This window comes from Methylobacterium adhaesivum, from assembly GCF_022179065.1.
Classification (GTDB): domain Bacteria; phylum Pseudomonadota; class Alphaproteobacteria; order Rhizobiales; family Beijerinckiaceae; genus Methylobacterium; species Methylobacterium adhaesivum.
Genome location: NZ_BPQD01000005.1, coordinates 1 through 17,010 on the forward strand (window position 1 = coordinate 1; position 17,010 = coordinate 17,010).

Below are 17,010 nucleotides of genomic sequence, written 5' to 3' on the forward strand. Positions count from 1 at the left end.
GGAAGGTCGGCGGCCGAAGCGACGGCGGTCAGGCCGGCGAGGACGGTCGAGGCGAGAAGCAGTCTTTTCATCGGGGTACTCGGTTCTGGATTGGCGAAAGCCGGCGCGCTTGTAGTCCCTGGACGCCGCGAGGTCTGTCGCTTTCCTGCAACATGAGCATCGGATAGCCCACGACATCTCAATGAACGGTAAAGGTTAGCCCGAGGTCACCCCGAACGTCTGCTGTCGGTGTTTTGTCGCACATCGGCACGGCACCAAGGATTCGCTTGGCACGTCCTGGGACGATCGGCGGAGAGATCTGGAAGAATAGTGTTTACCATACGGTTTTCTTGGTGTGACCTCGGCATGATCCTGCCGCAACGCGGTGCCCGCGTGGCCTACGGAAGGCCTGCCAGCGCGATCGGGCGTTTCGTGAGGCACTCTTAACCGTGATGATCAAGACTGGTTTGGAGCGGCGCGACGTGCCGCACCGATGATTGCGCCCGTCATGCTTCCTCCCAGCCGCTCCTTCGAAACGCCCCAACGGGAATTTTCCCGGAAGAATTCCCCTCGGGAGCGGGATGAGCCCCGACGGGCCGCAACCCTGCTGCCGTGGACGATCAAGCTGTGTCTCGCCCTCGGCTTCGCCGCCCTCGGGGCGACGCAGTACCTGTCCCGCGCCGCCGAGAGCGGAGCCCTGCGCCAGTTCGCCCGCGCCGGCACCCCAGACCCCGAGACCACGGGCGCCATCGGCGCGGCCGCCGCCCGCACCACCCTCGACCCCTGCACGACGCTCGACCTCCGGCGTTGAGGCGCGCCTCGCGCAGGCTACGCCGCCGACGCGAGGCCACCGAAACGGCGCTCCCGGTCGGCGAAGGCCCGAAGCGCCGTGGCGAGATCGTCCGCCCCGAAATCGGGCCAGTGCACCGGCGTGAAGTGGAGCTCGGCATAGGCGCTTTCCCAGAGCAGGAAGTCCGAGAGGCGCTGCTCGCCGCTGGTGCGGATCACGAGGTCGACGTCCGGCACGGGGCCGCCGCTGACGCGGCGCCCGAACTCGGCGGCGGCGGGCACGCCGGTCCGGAGGTCGGCGGCCAGGGACGCCGCTGCCGCCAGGATCGCAGCGCGAGCGGAGTAATCGAGGGCGATGCGCAGGTGCAGGCCGGATCCCGCCGCCGTCCGGGCTTCGGCGCGCCCGATGGCCTCGGCGATGCCCTCCGGCAAACGGTCGCGCCGGCCGATCACGCTGAGGCGCACGCCCGCCCGGGCGAGCCGCTCCGCCTCCTCCCGCAGATAGAGGCGCAGCAGCCCCATGAGGGCCGTGACTTCGTCCTCCGGCCGGCGCCAGTTGTCGCTGGAGAACGCGTAGAGCGTCAGGGTGCCGATGCCCTGGCCGGGCGCCGCCTCCACGACCCGTCGGATCGCCGCGACCCCGGCCTTGTGGCCGAGCGCCCGGGGCAAGCCGCGCCCCGTGGCCCAGCGACCGTTGCCGTCCATGATGATGCCGACGTGAAGGCCGGGCTGCAAAGCACTTTGCATTGTAGAGTCTCCTTGCGAACGAAAGGACGGACACGCACGATCGCCGGCTCATTCGCCGGACGACGGACTTGGATGTCGCTCCGGCGCCCCGTCGGGCTCAGGCCGGGCTGGGCTCGGGCCGGCCGGCATGGTCCTGCTCGGCCGCCTCGGCCGCGTCGCGGACCACGCGCTCCAGCACGGCGAGATACTCGAGGAAGCGGCGGCGTCCGGCGGCGGTGAGGCCGCAGGTGGTCTGGGGCCGGTTGCCGTCGTAGCCCTTGCGGATCTCGACGAGGCCCGCCTCCTGCAGCACCTGGAGATGGCGGCTGAGATTGCCGTCCGTGAGGCCGCAGAGCTGCTTCAGGTCGGCGAAGGCGAGCCCCTTCGGGTGGGCGATGAGGGAGGTGAGGAGGCCGAGGCGGGCCTTCTCGTGGATCACCCGGTCAAGCCCGTCATAGGCGAACGGCGCGTCGGCTTTAGGCATCGCCGGCCTCCGAAGCGGCCCGGATCACGAGGGTCATGAGGCCCTGGCCGACGGCGAAGGGCACCCCCATCGCCCAGGGCGAGAGGGTTCGGCCCTCCCCCGTGACGACGAGCACGGTCAGGCCGGCCACGAGGTACCAGGCGCCGACGAGGGCGACCCCGCGCGGCATCACCCGGACGCCCGCGAAGATCCCGAGGCTGACGATGACCTGCCACAGGCCCGGCAGCAGCCACAGGCTCTCGGGCGACACCCGCGCCAGCACGAGGCCGAGGAGCGCCCCGGCGGCCCCCGCCGGCAGGAACTGCTCCACGGCATCGTGGATCATCGCATCGCCGAGGCCGCCCGCGTGCCGGCGCGCCCGGGCCCGCATCTCCGCCCCAACGAGACCGAGGGCGGCGAAAGCCGTGGCGATCCAGGCCGCGAAGAAGGCGAACGGCCGGGCCTCCGGATCGTCGAGGAGGAGGGTCTGCAGGGTGGCCGTGGCCAGCGCCAGCCCGGCGGTGGCCGCGAAGGCCGCCGGGCCGTAGCCGCTGAAGGCGGTGCCGCGCACGAGCTGCGAGCGGATGGCACCGATGTCCGCCAGAGCCCTGTCGAGATCGGTCATGCGAACCCCGGTCCTATCCCTCGGAACGTCGGAGGCCGGATTACGCCGCCCTCTCAAGCTCTATGATGCAAAGTATACGGCCTGGCAAAGCCGATGCAACCGTTTTCTTTGCAATGCAAAGTGAGGGGATCAGGGCTTGGCGAGGAGCGCCGCCAGGGCCGGAGACAGGCCGAGGCTCGCGAGGGCGGGGGCTTCCCCCCTCGCCGCCCCGTCTCGGGCCGCCGCCAGAACCGTGCGAGTGCCGGCCTCCACCGAACAGAGCACCGGCACCGGAACGGTGGGCTGGATGCGCGCGGCGAGCCCGGCCAGGGCCGCGCCCCCGAGGATCACGGCCTCGGCCCCGTCCGCCTCGGCGCAGGCCCGGCAGGCGGCGGCGAGGCCGCCGAGGGCCGCGTCGGGGTCGGCGGCGATCTCGGCTCCCGTCGGCGCGACGGTGCGCACGCCGGTCAGATACCGTCCCAGGCCGAGGGCGGCCACGAACTCCGTCAGCATCGGCCCCCACAGGGCGCCGCCGGTGACGATGGCGAAGCGCCGGCCATCGGCGAAGGCGGCCCGGCACGCGGCCTCGGCCATACCCACCACCGGCACCGGCGAGACCTCGCGCAGGGCCGCCAGGCCCGGATCGCCGAAGCACGCGAGGTAGACGGCATCGGCCCCGGCGACATGCTCGGCCAGGGCATCGAGGGCGGCATGGCCGGCGATGGCCGCGGCCGCCCGGCTCGCGATGTAGCGGGCGCCGAAGCGACCGGTCACGGCCATGATCTCGGCCGACCCGCCGACGAGGCCCCGGACATGGTCCGCCACGAGGTCGGTGACGGAGGCCATGGTGTTGGGGTTGATGAGGAGGATGCGCACGGGGCGGTGACTCATGACGCCTGGGGGGTCCGCCGCATCAGCGCGACATAGGTCGCAAAGCCGAGGCCGACGCCGATGAACCACGAGAAGTTGGCCAGCCCCGACAGGGCCGGGACCACGGCGCACAGGACCGGCACGAGAGCCGAGGGGATCACGCTGAGGATGGCGGCCCGGTTGTAGCCGTCCGTGTACCAGTACCGGCCCGTGGGGCTCATGCTGTAGAGGTCGTCCACCACCACGTGCTGCCGGCGCACCACGTAGTAATCCGCGATCAAGATACCGAACAGCGGTCCGATGAAGCCCCCGAGCACGTCGAGCGTGTAGTGGATCACCGCCGGGTTGTTGTAGAGGTTCCACGGGGTGATGAAGATCGACGCCACGGCGGCGATCATGCCGCCCATGCGCCAGCTGATGTGCTGGGGCGCCACGTTCGAGAAGTCGAAGGCCGGCGAGACGAAGTTGGCCACGATGTTGATGCCAATGGTCGCCGTCATGAAGGTGAAGGCGCCGAGCACCACCGCGTAGGTGTTATCGATGCGGCTCACCGTCTCGACGGGATCGATGATGAGGCGGCCGAACACCGGCAGGGTCGCCGAGGTGGTGATGACCGTCAGCAGGGAGAAGCCGATGAAATTTACCGGCAGGCCCCAGACGTTGCCGGCCTTTACCGCCGCGAAGGATTTCCCGTAGCGGGAGAAGTCGCCGAAGTTGAGCATCGGCCCGGAGAAGTAGGAGACCACGAGGGCGATGGCGTTGAGCATCACCGGCACGGCATCCCAGCCCTGGTAGCGTACTTCGCCGAGCGACAGGCCGACCTTGTCGATGCCGGCCTTAGCGACGAGGTAGGCCGCGAGGGCGATCATCACGACGTAGACGGCCGGCCCCGCCCAGTCGATGAACTTGCGGATCGCCTCCATGCCGCGCCAGAACACCAGCGCCTGGATCACCCAGAGCGCCATGAAGCTCGCCCAGCCGAGGCTCGACAATCCGACGAAGCCGGAGGTGGCGACGTCGGCATAGGGGCCGAGTTCGGGATAGAACCGCAGGGCCACGATCATAAAGGCGGACGAGGCCAGATAGGTCTGGATGCCGTACCAGGCCACCGCGATGAGGCCGCGGATGATGGCCGGGATATTGGCGCCCTTCACCCCGAAGGAGGCGCGGCAGATCACCGGATAGGGCGTGCCGGTGACCTGACTCGGCTTGGCGACGAGGTTGCAGAACAGTTGCACGATGAGGATGCCGACGAGGAGCGAGGCTAGCACCTGCCAGCTCACGAGCCCGAGGGAGAACAGCGAACCGGCAGTGATGTAGCCGCCGACACTGTGGACGTCCGACATCCAGAACGCGAAGATGTTGTAGGTGCCCCAGGTCTGGCTGCGCAGGGGCGCCAGGTCTTCGTTGGTGAGGCGCTCGTCGTAGCCGGGCTTGATCGTCACCCCGGGATGCGCATCCGGGGCGGCGCCTCCCGATGTCGCCTCCGCGATCGTCGCTACCCCGTGTGACATCGGCCAGCCCCCCCTTGACGCCGCGGCGCCGCTCGCCGTGCGGTTGAATGTGTTGCACGGGGCGTACCGTTGGCAAGGGGTTGACCTAGGGCCGCGAGGCCAGGGCTCGACCGCCGCGCGAGGTGGATAAATTCCCGGCGCACCGCCGGCTCGATTGACAAGTGGCCCAGGGGCTCTAAGTGTCTGACGCAACGCGTGTGCGCGGCGGGACGTGTGTCGAAACCGCCCCTCGAAGCCGTCGCCGTGTCGATGCACTCCGCGCCGGTCGGTCCATTCCCGCGCGCAACGGTTCTCATAGAATATGTCTTTTGCCGACCTCGGATTGAGCGACAAGGTCCTTCAGGCCGTCACGGCGGCCGGTTATACCGAGCCGACGCCGATCCAAGCCCAGGCCATTCCCCACGTGCTGGCCCGGCGCGACGTGCTGGGCATCGCCCAGACCGGAACCGGCAAGACGGCGGCGTTCACGCTGCCGATGCTGACCCTGCTGGAGAATGGCCGGGCCCGCGCCCGCATGCCGCGCACCCTCATCCTCGAGCCGACGCGCGAGCTCGCCGCCCAGGTGGTGGAGAACTTCGACCGCTACGGCATCAACCACAAGCTCAACGTGGCCCTGATCATCGGCGGCGTCTCGTTCGCCGAGCAGGACGCCAAGCTCATGCGCGGCACCGACGTGCTGATCGCGACCCCGGGCCGGCTCCTCGACCATTTCGAGCGCGGCAAGCTCCTCCTCACGGGCGTCGAGCTCCTCGTGATCGACGAGGCCGACCGGATGCTCGACATGGGCTTCATCCCCGACATCGAACGCATCGTGAAGATGGTGCCGTTCACCCGCCAGACCCTGTTCTTCTCGGCCACCATGCCGCCGGAGATCGAGCGGCTGGCCGACATGTTCCTGCACACGCCGCAGCGGATCGAGGTGGCGCGCCCCGCCTCTACAGCCGCCACCATCGTGCAGAAGCTCGTGGCCACGGGCTCTGAGGGCCACGAGAAGCGCGACCTCCTGCGTCGGCTCATCCGGGGCGAGGCGGAGCTCAACAACGGCATCATCTTCTGCAACCGCAAACGCGACGTGGCGCTGCTGCAGAAGTCGCTGGCGAGCCACGGCTTCAACGTCGCGGCTTTGCACGGCGACATGGACCAGCGCGCCCGCACCATCGCGCTGGACGGCTTCCGCTCCGGAGAGGTGCCGCTGCTGGTCGCCTCCGACGTCGCGGCGCGCGGCCTCGACATCCCGGCCGTGAGCCACGTCTTCAATTTCGACGTACCCCACCATCCTGAGGATTACGTCCACCGCATCGGCCGCACGGGCCGGGCCGGGCGGGCGGGCCACGCCTTCACCCTGGTGACCCGCTCCGACGAGCGCTCGGTCACCGCCATCGAGAGCCTGATCGGCCAGCCGATCCCCTGGGCCGAGGGCGACCTCGGCGTCCTGCCCGAGCCCGGCGCCGCTCCGGCGGAGCGCGAGGACGCGCCGACCCGGACGCGCCATCGCGGCAAATCCGGTCAAACCCTGCGCCGGCGCGGCGCGAGCGAGACCGGGCGCGAGGCCGCCCGGTCGGAGCCCCGTGCCCGCAAGGGTGGCCGCCGGGACAGCCCCGAACGGGGACCGTCCCCGGCGGTCGAGGCCGAGGCCGCCCCCTCCCCGGCTCGTCCGAAGGAGCCCGCCCCCCAGCGCACGGCCGAACCCCGGCGCGAGGAGCGCCGGCCGGCGCCCCGGCGGCGCGGCGACGAGGACGACGGCGAGACGCCCATCGGCCTCGGCTCGCACGTACCGGCCTTCCTCCTGCGCCCGGCAGTGATCAAGTCCACCAAATGAGTCGGCCCGGAGTCGGGACGCCATCGAATCCCGGCCTCGAAAGAGCGAGGGACGTTGGGGGCGCCGACGCCTGATGGCGTTTCCGCCACCGGGCGGTTAGGGTCTCGCGGCTGGCTCTCCGCTCCCATCGGAGCGAAGGGCCAGGGCGATTCTACGGTTGGGTGGATATGAACGGCAGTCAGGGTGATCGGGAGCGGACCTTCGCTCTGGCCGAGCGCGCCAATGCCCTGATGCGCCAGTACGGCCCCTCGGCGACGCCACGGGCCTACACGGTCTGGTACACCTATGTCGCGGGCCTACATCCGAAGATCAACGAGGCGATCACCGACCTCATGGCGAAGGGGTCCCTCGCCGAGGACGAGATCGACGCCCTCTACGAAACCCATCTCGACGGCCACCGCCTCGCGCGCGCGGCCGATCACACGAGCCGCACGGTGCTCGCCGAGATCGCGAGCCTCATGGAAGCGCTCGACCTCTCCCTCGGGTCCACGGCGCAGCACGGCGAATCCCTGCGAACGCTGCTGAACGACCTCGACGGGTCGGGACTCGACCGGGACCGCGTTCTCGAGATCGTCGGGGCGCTGGTGGCCACGACCCGGGAGGTGGCCGACAGCAATCGCGTGCTCGAGACCCGCATGCGCGAGAGCCGCAACGAGATCGAAGCCTTGCGCGAGACCCTGGAGGCGACGCGCCGCGAGAGCCTCACGGATCCGCTCACCGGCCTCGCGAACCGCAAGCAGTTCGAGGAAAGCCTGCACAATCTGGTCGAGGAATCGGTGGCCGAGCGGACACCCGCCAGCCTCATCGTCATCGACGTGGATTCGTTCAAGCGCTTCAACGATTTGTATGGTCACCTCACGGGCGACCAAGTCCTGCGCCTCGTCGGCGCGGTGATGCGCGAGAACGTCGCGGCCGGGGTCACCCTGGCGCGCTTCGGCGGCGAGGAATTCGCCATCCTCCTGCCGGGCCTTGGCCGGCTGCAGGCGCGTGCCATAGCCGAGAAAGTCCGCACCAGCGTGATGACGCGTGAACTCGTCAAGCGCACCACGGGGGAGGCGCTGGGCAAGGTCACCATCTCCCTTGGGGTGGCCGCCGTACGCCCGAGCGATACGGCGGTTTCACTCCTCGAACGCGCGGACCAGTGCATGTTCAAGGCCAAGCGCGAGGGTCGCAACCGCACGGTGGACGATGGCAGCGTCGTGCCCCCGCCCGGCTGACGTCCTGATCTCCCTCACGAAACGCCCGTCACACTGAGTTGCCCGGAGCGCGAATAGACGGTGGCCGGGCGTCTCGCGAGGCCGTCGAAACCGGCGGCCGGTCAGGCCGAGGCGCGTACGGCTTCGGGGTTCACCGGCGTGATCGCCACGGACTCGCCGCAGCCGCAGGCCGAGGTCTGATTCGGGTTGTTGAACACGAACTGCGAAGCGAGCTTGGTGGAGGTGAAATCCATCTGCGTCCCGAGGAGGAACAGCAGCGCCTTGGGGTCGACGAAGACCTTGACCCCGCGATCCTCGACCATGTCCTCGCCGGGCTTCTGACCGTCGGCGTATTCCATGGTGTAGGACATGCCGGCGCAGCCGCCGTTCTTCACACCCACCCGCAGGCCGGCGATGGGCCGGTCGGCATCGGCGATGATCGCCTTGATGCGCTCGGCGGCCGCGTCGGTGAGCGAGAGAACTTTGAAATTCGAAGCCATGAGGTCTCTCCGGCAGCCGGGTTCAAGGCCCGGGCGGTTGAGGATGATCGCGCGCAGTTAAGATAAGGAGTCGCCGGCCCACGGTCTACTCCGGTGACGGGGTGGGGCGCCCTGCGCTAGACTTCCGCGAGCGGCAGGACGGAGAGACTCATGGCCGACGCAGCCCTTGCCCCGATGACGATCGAGGATTTCCTGGTCTGGCAGCGCGATCAGGACGAACTCTACGAACTCGTGGACGGGTACCCGGTCCCCCGCCACCGGATGATGACGGGCGCGAGCGTGCAGCACGATCTGGCGACGGTGAACGTCATCATCAGCCTCGGAACCCAGTTACGAGGCAAACCCTGCCGTCCGACCACGTCCGACATCGGGATCCGCACCAGCATCACGACGCTGCGGCGGCCCGACGTGATGGTGGAGTGCGCCGCCCTGGTGCCCGATACGTATGAAGCACGAGAACCCAGGCTCGTCGTCGAGGTCGCCTCGCCATCCACCACTGCTATCGACCAGACGCGCAAGGTAGAGGAATACAAGCGTCACCCGACGCTGGCCTACATTCTCCTCATCGAAACGCTCAAGCCCCAGGCTTTGCTCTACACGCGCGGGAACGATGCTTGGGAGATCGAAGCCTTCGAGGGCCTGGAGACGGTGATCGGCCTGCCGGCCATCGGCGCCAGCCTCGCCCTCGCCGACATCTACGAAGGACTGAGCTTTCCAGGCCGCCGCGATTTGGTGACGGAGGGCTGAGGTCGGCCCCTTACCACATGTCCAGGGCGACGCGGGCCTCGTCGGACATGCGGCTCTGATCCCACGGCGGATCGAACACCATGGTGACGGCACAGGCCTGGACGCCCGGCACGGCGGCCACCGCCGTCTCGACCCAACCCGGCATCTCCCCCGCCACGGGACAGCCCGGCGCCGTGAGGGTCATGTCGATCGCGACCGTGCGGTCGTCGGCGATGTCGACCTTGTAGATCAGGCCGAGCTCGTAGATGTCGGCCGGGATCTCGGGATCATAGACGCTCTTGAGCGCCGCCACGATGTCGTCGGTCAGACGGTCGAGTTCCTCGGGCGGGATCGCCGAGGCGCTGGCGATGGCAGGGGAATTGGCCCCGCCGGTGATGGCTGTATCGCTCATGGTGTGGTCCTCGTCTTCAGTGTCGCGGATCGGCGGCGATCCGCGCTCGCCCGCCCCACGGGCGCCGCGCAATCGCGCCGGCGGCAGCGTCGCTGCCGGAATTTCGAGCGTCAGGCGAACATCGTCTCGGCCTTGGCCAGAGCCTCGGCGAGGACGTCGATCTCGCTTCGGGTGTTATACAGTCCGAACGAGGCGCGACAGGTGGAGGTCGCCCCGAAGCGCGAGAGCAGCGGCATCGCGCAATGGGTGCCCGCCCGGATGGCGACGCCGTAGCGATCGATCACCGTGGCAATGTCGTGGGCGTGGGCGCCCTTCATCTCGAAGGCGATGACGCCGCCCTTGCCCTTGGCGGTGCCGATCATCCGCAACGAATTCATGGCCCCCAGCCGCTCCTGCGCGTAGGCGAGGAGCGAGGCCTCATGCGCCGCGATTCTGTCGCGCCCCAGCGTCATCATGAATTCCAGGGCCGCGCCGAGGCCCACCGCCTCAACGATCGCCGGGGTACCCGCCTCGAAGCGGTGGGGCGGATCGTTGTAGGTGATCGCGTCCTGGCTCACCGTGCGGATCATCTCGCCGCCGCCCTGGTAGGGCGGCAGCCGCTCCAGCCACTCCCGCTTGCCGTAGAGCACGCCGATGCCGGTGGGTCCGTAGACCTTGTGGCCGGTGAAGACGAAGAAGTCGCAATCGAGGGCCTTCACGTCGATGGGCCCGTGCACCGCGCTCTGCGCCCCGTCGAGGAGCACCGGTACGCCGTGGGCGTGGGCGATGCGCACGATCTCGGCGGCCGGCGTCACCGTACCGAGCACGTTCGACATGTGGGTGATCGCCACCATCCTGGTGCGGGCTGAGAACAGCTTCTCGTATTCATCGAGGAGGAAGTTCCCCTCGTCGTCCACGGGCGCCCACTTGATCACCGCACCGCGCCGCTCGCGCAGGAAGTGCCAGGGCACGATGTTGGAATGGTGCTCCATAATCGACAGGATGATCTCATCCCCCTCGCCGATCTGGCCCATCAGCCCCATGGACGAGGCCACGAGGTTGTAGGCCTCCGTGGCGTTACGGGTGAAGACGATCTCGTCGGTGGAGTCGGCGTTGAGGAACTGCCGCGTGGTCTCGCGGGCGCCCTCGAACCCCTCCGTGGCAGCGTTCGCCATGAAGTGCAGGCCGCGATGGACGTTGGCGTAGCCCGTCTCCATGCAGGCCACCATGGCGTCGATGACCGCGCGCGGTTTCTGCGACGAGGCCGCGTTGTCGAGATAGACCAGGGGCTTGCCGTAGACCTTCTGGGCGAGGATCGGGAACTCGGCCCGGATCGCCTCGACGTCGTAGGGTGCGTTCATGTCTCGACTTTCCAAGGGGAGCCGCTGAAGGTCGGCCTCGTCCTCGAGGCCGACCTTCGATCTTTCTTCAGCCCCGGGCCTTCAGCCACGCCTCGACGGTGCCGATCAGCGCCTCGCGGGCGCCCTCGTGGCTCACCGATTCGATGGCCGCACCCAGGAAGGCCTGCACCAGCAGGCTCTCGGCCTCAGCCTTCGGCAGGCCGCGCTGCATGAGGTAGAACAGGAGGTCATCGTCGAGCGCCCCGCAGGTGGCGCCGTGGCCGCAGGCGACGTCGTCGGCGAAGATCTCGAGTTCGGGCTTGTTCATCATCTGCCCCTCGTCGGACAGGATGAGGCAGGCCGACATCATCTTGCCATCGGTCTGCTGGGCCGCCTGCTGCACGATGATCTTGCCCTGGAACACGCCCGTGGCGGCCCCGTCCACCACGGTCTTGAACAGCTCGCGGCTCACCCCGCCGGTGGCGGCGTGGTCGGCGAGGAACGTGGTGTCGGCGAGCTGCTTGCCGTTGAGCATGGCCGCGCCGTTGACCACGGCCCGGGCGTCGGCGCCCGCGAAGTTGAGGTAGACCTGATGGCGCGAGAGCACGGCGCCCACCACCACGTTGACGGTCTCCACGGCGGCTTGCGCGCCGAGCTTCACCGACAGCGTCGAGAGGGCTACGGCCTCGCGGCCCTCCGCATTCAGGCGCGCATGCCGGAAGGTGGCATGGTCGCCGACCACCACGTCCACGGCATCGTTGGGCTGATAGGCGATGCCGTCCGGTCCCTCGTGGCTCTCCAGGACGAGGGCTTCGGCGCCCTCCTCCAGCACGACGAGGACACGGGTCGCCGTGGAATACGCGTCCGACCCGGTGCCGATGAAGCGCAGGTGCAGAGGCGCCTCGACCTTGGCGCCGGCCGCGACGGAGATGAGCACGCCGTCAGCCAGGAAGGCGGTGTTGAGCTGGTAGATCGCGTTCTCGGCGGCCTGCTTCACGGGGGTGAGCCGGTCGAGGAGGGCGTGGCCGTCGGTGAGCGCCTCGGTGAGCGGCGTCACGGTGATGCCGGCCGGGATGCGGGTGAGGTCGGATTCCGCCTCGATGAGGTGGCCGTTGACGAAGGTGAGGCGCGCGGCCTCGATCCCGGCAAAGCCCTTGGCCCCCGCCACGGCCGCCCTGGCGGTCTCAGGCTGCGGCATCTCGGCCGGATGCGCCGCATCGCGGAACGCCGAGCGCAGATCGGTGTACTTGAACGCCTCGACGCGGCGGGTGGGCAGGCCCACCGCCTCGAAGTAGCGGAACGCCTCCTCGCGGGCGATGGACACGCCCGTGGGGTACTTCATCTTCGTGGCTTCGAAGAGTTTCGACAGGCCGGTCTCGGCCGCCGTGCGGAGCGGGGTGATGTCGGCCATGGTCAGGCGGCCTCGCCCGTGCGGTACTCGGCGTAGCCCGAGGCTTCCAGGGCCTTGGCGAGGTCCTTGTCGCCCGACTTCACGATCTGGCCCTGCGACATGACGTGGACCACGTCCGGCACGATGTAGTCGAGCAGGCGCTGGTAGTGGGTGATGACGAGGAACGAGCGGCCCTGGGCGCGCAGAGCATTCACGCCGCCGGAGACGATGCGCAGGGCATCGATGTCGAGGCCCGAATCGGTCTCGTCGAGGACGCAGAATTTGGGCTCCAGGAGCGCCATCTGCAGGATCTCCATGCGCTTCTTCTCGCCGCCGGAGAACCCGACGTTGAGGGCGCGCTTGAGCATCTCCTTGTTGATCTCGAGCTTTTCGGCAGCCGCATTCACCTTGCGGATGAAGTCGGGGGTCGAGAGCTCGCCCTCGCCGCGCGCCCGGCGCTGGGCGTTCAGCGTCGCCTTGAGGAAGGTCATGGTGCCGACGCCGGGGATTTCGAGCGGATACTGGAAGGCCAGGAACACGCCGGATGCGGCGCGCTCGTCGGGGCTCATCTCGAGGATGTTGACGCCGTCCAGCAGGATCTCGCCGTCGAGGACCTCGTAGTCCTCCTTGCCGGCGATGACGTAGGACAGGGTCGACTTGCCCGAGCCGTTCGGCCCCATGATGGCCGCGACTTCGCCGTCGTTCACCGTGAGGTTGAGGCCGTTGAGGATCTGCTTGTCCTCGATGGCGACGGTGAGGTTCTTGATTTCGATCATTGCAGCATAGTCCTGAATCTTAAAGCGTCGGGTCGCGACCCTCCCCCCTTTGCGGGGGAGGGTGCCTGCGGAGCAGGCGGGAGAGGGGCGACCTCTCCGGATAGCGCGCTCCCCTCACCCGACCCGCTCCGCGGGCCACCCTCTCCCGCAAAGGGGAGAGGGGGAGTGCGCGCTGGATTTGATGGAGCCGCCTTTAGCCCACGGAACCTTCGAGGCTGATCGAGATCAACTTCTGGGCTTCGACGGCGAACTCCATGGGCAGCTGCTGCAGCACGTCGCGGACGAAGCCGTTGACGATGAGAGCGGTCGCCTCCTCGTTGGAGAGGCCACGCTGCTGGCAGTAGAACATCTGGTCCTCGGAGATCTTCGAGGTGGTGGCCTCATGCTCGAACTGCGCGGACGCGTTCTTCGACTCGATGTACGGCACCGTGTGCGCGCCGCACTGGTCGCCGATGAGGAGCGAATCGCAGTTGGTGAAGTTGCGCGCGCCCGTGGCCTTCTTATGGGCCGAGACGAGGCCCCGGTAGGTGTTCTGCGAACGACCCGCCGAGATGCCCTTCGAGATGATCCGGCTCGTCGTATTCTTGCCCAGATGGATCATCTTGGTGCCGGAATCGACTTGCTGCATGCCGTTTGACACGGCGATGGAGTAGAACTCACCCCGGGAATTGTCGCCGCGCAGGATGCAGGACGGGTACTTCCAGGTGATGGCCGAACCGGTCTCGACCTGCGTCCACGAGATCTTCGAGTTCGCGCCCCGGCAATCGCCGCGCTTCGTCACGAAGTTGTAGATGCCGCCCTTGCCCTCGTTGTCGCCGGGGTACCAATTCTGGACCGTCGAGTACTTGATCTCGGCGTCGTCCAGGGCGACGAGTTCGACCACCGCCGCGTGGAGCTGGTTGTCGTCGCGCTTCGGAGCAGTGCAGCCCTCGAGATACGAGACATAGGACCCCTTGTCGGCGATGATGAGCGTGCGCTCGAACTGGCCGGTGTCACGCTCGTTGATGCGGAAATAGGTCGAGAGCTCCATCGGGCAGCGCACGCCCGGCGGGATGTAGACGAACGAGCCGTCGGAAAAGACTGCCGAGTTGAGCGTCGCGAAGAAGTTGTCGGTCACGGGCACGACGGAGCCGAGGTACTTCTTCACGAGGTCCGGGTACTCGCGGATGGCTTCCGAGATCGGCATGAAGATCACGCCGGCCTTGGACAGTTCGGCCTTGAAGGTGGTGGCGACGGACACGGAATCGAACACCGCGTCGACGGCGACCCGGCGCTCAGGGGCGATGCCCTCCAGCACCTCGACCTCGCGCAGGGGAATGCCGAGTTTTTCGTACGTCTTCAGGATCTCCGGGTCGATCTCGTCCAGCGACATCGCGGCCGGGCGCTTGGGGGCCGCGTAGTAGTAGATGTCCTTGTAATCGACCTTGTCGTAGGACACGCGGGCCCAGTCGGGCTCCTGCATGGTCTGCCAGCGCTTGTAGGCATCGAGCCGCCAGGCGAGCATCCACTCGGGCTCGTCCTTCTTGGCCGAGATGAAGCGGATCACGTCCTCGGAGATGCCCTTTTCGGACTTCTCCATCTCGATGGTGGTCTCGAACCCGTACTTGTACTGGTCGAGGTCGATGGAGCGGACCCGGTCGATGGTTTCCTGCACGGCAGGCATTGGCGTCTCCTGATCGACCCGGCGTCAAGGGCCGGGCGTGTTCGCGAGAAATGGGTTGGGCGGGCCGCCGTCAGGCGGCCTGCCCTCTCCGTCGATATAGGGTCTCGACGAGGCGTTCGCAGGCGGCGAGACAGCGCGTCCCGTCGCTTTCCGTGGTGTTCCACCCGAGGCTGACGCGCAGGGCCCCTGCGGCCAGGGCAGGGCTGACGCCCATGGCGGCGAGGACGGGGGAGCGCGCGACCTTGCCCGAGGCGCAGGCCGACCCGGACGAGACCGCGACCCCGGCGAGGTCGAGGTGCATCACGGCCGTCGGGGCGTCGAGGCCGGGAATGGAAAAACTCAAGGTGTTGGGCAGGCGCGGCGCACCCTCCCCGAACACCACGAGATCGGGGGCGAGCCGCCGCAGGCCCGCCGCGATGGCATCGCGCAGGGCCGCGGGCGTATCGCCGAGGCCGGCCGCCGCGATCCCGGCCGCCACCCCCATGCCGACGAGGCCGGGCACGTTCTCGGTGCCGCCGCGCAGGCGCCCCTCCTGGCCACCGCCGCGCAGGTGCGCCGCCTCCAGGGTGATGCCCTCGGCGAGGACGAGGGCGCCGACGCCCTTCGGCGCAGCGAACTTGTGCCCCGACAGCGTGAGGGCATCGAGGCCGAGGCCGGCGAAATCGAGGGGGATCTTACCCACCGCCTGCACGGCATCGGAATGAACGAGGGCGCGGCCGTGCCCCCGCGCCAGGGCGACGATCCCGGCGAGAGGCTGGATCACCCCGGTCTCGTTGTTGGCGGCATGGACCGAAACGAGAACGCCCTCCCCCCGGTGCCGATCGAGAATTCCGGCCAGCGCCGCGAGATCGACAACGCCGCGGGCATCGACGGGAAGCACGTCCACCCGCTCGGCCGGGAAGCGGTGCCCGGCGGCGACGCAGGAATGCTCCGTGGCGCCGATGACGAGCCGGGTCGGCGCCGCCTCGCCGGCCCGGCGCAGGGCGCCAGACAGGACGGCGTTGGCGGCTTCCGTGCCACCGCTCGTGAACACCACACGGCCCGCGCCGACTCCCACGAGGGCGCCCACCGCCGCGCGGGCGGCCTCCAGGGCCGCGCGGGCGGCCCGGCCCTCGGCATGGACCGAGGACGGATTGCCGGACAGCCCGAGCGCCCGCGCCACGGCATCCGCCACCTCCGGCCGAACCGGCGAGGTCGCGTTGTGGTCGAGATAGGCGCGCGACACTGTCATCTGGGCGAAGTCATGGAGGCGAAAACCATTGGCGGCACCGGAGCCGAAGACGACAAATCCTTGCTTTTGCCCCCCACGATCATGCTAAGGCGCCGAAGAACCTGATTCCGACACCCCGACACGCGGGGACTGCAACGGCCCGGAAGCGCCCGAACCCTTACTTTAGAATGATTCCAGTCCACTAGAACCGTTCTAAGAGCGCTTTTAAGTTCGCGCCCCGTCGAGTCAAGGCGTTCCGCGCCGGGCCTGCCGTGCGTCCGCCGTCGCGCGCATCGTCCAGAAGCTTGTGAGAGAACCATGCCCGAAGTCATCTTCACCGGTCCGGCCGGCCGTCTCGAGGGGCGCTACCAGGCCCCCAAGAAGAAGGGCGCACCGATCGCCATCGTGCTCCACCCGCACCCCCAGTTCGGGGGCACGATGAACAATCAAATCGTGTACAATCTTTTCTACACGTTCGCCAACCGGGGCTTCGCCGCCCTGCGGTTCAATTTCCGCGGAGTCGGGCGCAGCCAGGGCGCCTTCGATCACGGCACCGGCGAACTCTCGGATGCGGCCTCCGCTCTCGACTGGGTGCAGTCGGTCAACCCGGAAGCCCGGGCGTGCTGGATCGCGGGCGTGTCGTTCGGCTCGTGGATCGGCATGCAGCTTCTGATGCGCCGCCCGGAGATCGAGGGCTTCATTTCCATCGCCGCCATGGCCAACCGCTACGACTTCACCTTCCTGGCGCCCTGCCCGTCCTCGGGCCTGTTCGTCCACGGATCGGAGGACCGGGTGGCGCCGGCCCGCGAGGTGATGCCGGTGATCGAGAAGGTGAAGGTGCAGAAGGGCGTCATCATCGAGCATCAGGTGGTGGAGGGCGCCAACCACTTCTTCGACGGCAAGGTCGACGAGCTGACCCAGACCGTCGACACCTATCTCGACAAGCGCCTGGGCGCGAAGGACGCCACCGCTTAAGGCCGGACCGATCCCGTACCGGCGCGTCGAACCGAAGGATCGGGGGGCGCGCCGGCCGCCCCGCGGCGGAACTCCGGTC

17 protein-coding genes are annotated in these 17,010 nt (G+C 68.5%); 5 read left to right on the forward strand and 12 right to left on the reverse strand.

The genetic code is table 11. From position 1 onward, the window contains the following. The first annotated feature begins 487 nt into the window (after positions 1 to 487). Complete coding sequence (locus MFF01_RS06565; RefSeq protein ID WP_238223198.1) at positions 488 to 790, forward strand: hypothetical protein; 303 nt, start codon at positions 488 to 490, stop codon at positions 788 to 790. A gap of 17 nt (positions 791 to 807) precedes the next feature. Here MFF01_RS06565 and MFF01_RS06570 read toward each other — a convergent pair whose 3' ends face one another. From MFF01_RS06570 to MFF01_RS06590, 5 genes are all read right to left on the reverse strand, one after another. Further along, on the reverse strand, positions 808 to 1,515 hold the full coding sequence (locus MFF01_RS06570; protein WP_238223200.1) for a di-trans,poly-cis-decaprenylcistransferase: 708 nt from the start codon (positions 1,513 to 1,515) through the stop codon (positions 808 to 810). A gap of 97 nt (positions 1,516 to 1,612) precedes the next feature. After that, positions 1,613 to 1,978, reverse strand: coding sequence for a transcriptional regulator (locus MFF01_RS06575; protein WP_238223202.1), 366 nt, complete (start codon positions 1,976 to 1,978; stop codon positions 1,613 to 1,615). Then, positions 1,971 to 2,582 (reverse strand): hypothetical protein, encoded by a 612-nt coding sequence (locus MFF01_RS06580; RefSeq protein WP_238223205.1) that lies wholly within the window; start codon positions 2,580 to 2,582, stop codon positions 1,971 to 1,973. Before MFF01_RS06580 ends, MFF01_RS06575 begins: the two co-directional genes overlap by 8 nt. A gap of 129 nt (positions 2,583 to 2,711) precedes the next feature. Further along, positions 2,712 to 3,437, reverse strand: coding sequence for an aspartate/glutamate racemase family protein (locus MFF01_RS06585; protein WP_238223270.1), 726 nt, complete (start codon positions 3,435 to 3,437; stop codon positions 2,712 to 2,714). 11 nt (positions 3,438 to 3,448) lie between these two features. Further along, positions 3,449 to 4,876, reverse strand: coding sequence for an NCS1 family nucleobase:cation symporter-1 (locus MFF01_RS06590; protein ID WP_353959551.1), 1,428 nt, complete (start codon positions 4,874 to 4,876; stop codon positions 3,449 to 3,451). A 370-nt stretch (positions 4,877 to 5,246) separates the two neighbouring features. Here MFF01_RS06590 and MFF01_RS06595 point away from each other — a divergent pair, with 370 nt between their 5' ends. Continuing rightward, complete coding sequence (locus tag MFF01_RS06595; protein WP_238223210.1) at positions 5,247 to 6,764, forward strand: DEAD/DEAH box helicase; 1,518 nt, start codon at positions 5,247 to 5,249, stop codon at positions 6,762 to 6,764. 167 nt (positions 6,765 to 6,931) lie between these two features. Then, the gene (locus MFF01_RS06600; protein WP_238223212.1) at positions 6,932 to 7,981 is read left to right on the forward strand and encodes a GGDEF domain-containing protein; all 1,050 of its coding nucleotides are present in this window, start codon (positions 6,932 to 6,934) and stop codon (positions 7,979 to 7,981) included. 101 nt (positions 7,982 to 8,082) lie between these two features. On the opposite strand, the gene MFF01_RS06605 is transcribed toward MFF01_RS06600, so the two are convergent. Further along, positions 8,083 to 8,460 carry a HesB/IscA family protein gene (locus tag MFF01_RS06605; RefSeq protein WP_238223214.1) on the reverse strand — a complete coding sequence of 126 codons (378 nt, stop codon included), beginning with the start codon at positions 8,458 to 8,460 and terminating at the stop codon, positions 8,083 to 8,085. Positions 8,461 to 8,610: 150 nt separating this feature from the next. Between MFF01_RS06605 and MFF01_RS06610 the strand changes: the two genes are divergently transcribed. Then, positions 8,611 to 9,207, forward strand: a complete 597-nt coding sequence (locus tag MFF01_RS06610) for a Uma2 family endonuclease (protein WP_238223216.1) — start codon at positions 8,611 to 8,613, stop codon at positions 9,205 to 9,207. A 10-nt stretch (positions 9,208 to 9,217) separates the two neighbouring features. On the opposite strand, the gene MFF01_RS06615 is transcribed toward MFF01_RS06610, so the two are convergent. The 6 genes from MFF01_RS06615 to MFF01_RS06640 form a co-directional block, all read right to left on the reverse strand. Continuing rightward, positions 9,218 to 9,598, reverse strand: coding sequence for an SUF system Fe-S cluster assembly protein (locus MFF01_RS06615; protein ID WP_238223218.1), 381 nt, complete (start codon positions 9,596 to 9,598; stop codon positions 9,218 to 9,220). 110 nt (positions 9,599 to 9,708) lie between these two features. After that, positions 9,709 to 10,938, reverse strand: a complete 1,230-nt coding sequence (locus tag MFF01_RS06620; protein WP_238223220.1) for a cysteine desulfurase — start codon at positions 10,936 to 10,938, stop codon at positions 9,709 to 9,711. A 67-nt stretch (positions 10,939 to 11,005) separates the two neighbouring features. Beyond that, complete coding sequence (sufD, locus tag MFF01_RS06625) at positions 11,006 to 12,328, reverse strand: Fe-S cluster assembly protein SufD (protein WP_238223222.1); 1,323 nt, start codon at positions 12,326 to 12,328, stop codon at positions 11,006 to 11,008. A 2-nt stretch (positions 12,329 to 12,330) separates the two neighbouring features. Beyond that, on the reverse strand, positions 12,331 to 13,083 hold the full coding sequence (sufC, locus tag MFF01_RS06630) for a Fe-S cluster assembly ATPase SufC (protein ID WP_238223223.1): 753 nt from the start codon (positions 13,081 to 13,083) through the stop codon (positions 12,331 to 12,333). Positions 13,084 to 13,276: 193 nt separating this feature from the next. Further along, a complete protein-coding gene (gene sufB / locus MFF01_RS06635) occupies positions 13,277 to 14,746 on the reverse strand; it encodes a Fe-S cluster assembly protein SufB (RefSeq protein WP_238223225.1) in 1,470 nt (489 codons plus the stop codon). A gap of 70 nt (positions 14,747 to 14,816) precedes the next feature. Continuing rightward, positions 14,817 to 15,977, reverse strand: a complete 1,161-nt coding sequence (locus MFF01_RS06640) for a cysteine desulfurase family protein (RefSeq protein ID WP_238223228.1) — start codon at positions 15,975 to 15,977, stop codon at positions 14,817 to 14,819. 297 nt (positions 15,978 to 16,274) lie between these two features. Here MFF01_RS06640 and MFF01_RS06645 point away from each other — a divergent pair, with 297 nt between their 5' ends. Next, the gene (locus tag MFF01_RS06645) at positions 16,275 to 16,931 is read left to right on the forward strand and encodes an alpha/beta hydrolase (RefSeq protein WP_238223229.1); all 657 of its coding nucleotides are present in this window, start codon (positions 16,275 to 16,277) and stop codon (positions 16,929 to 16,931) included. Positions 16,932 to 17,010: the final 79 nt, after the last annotated feature.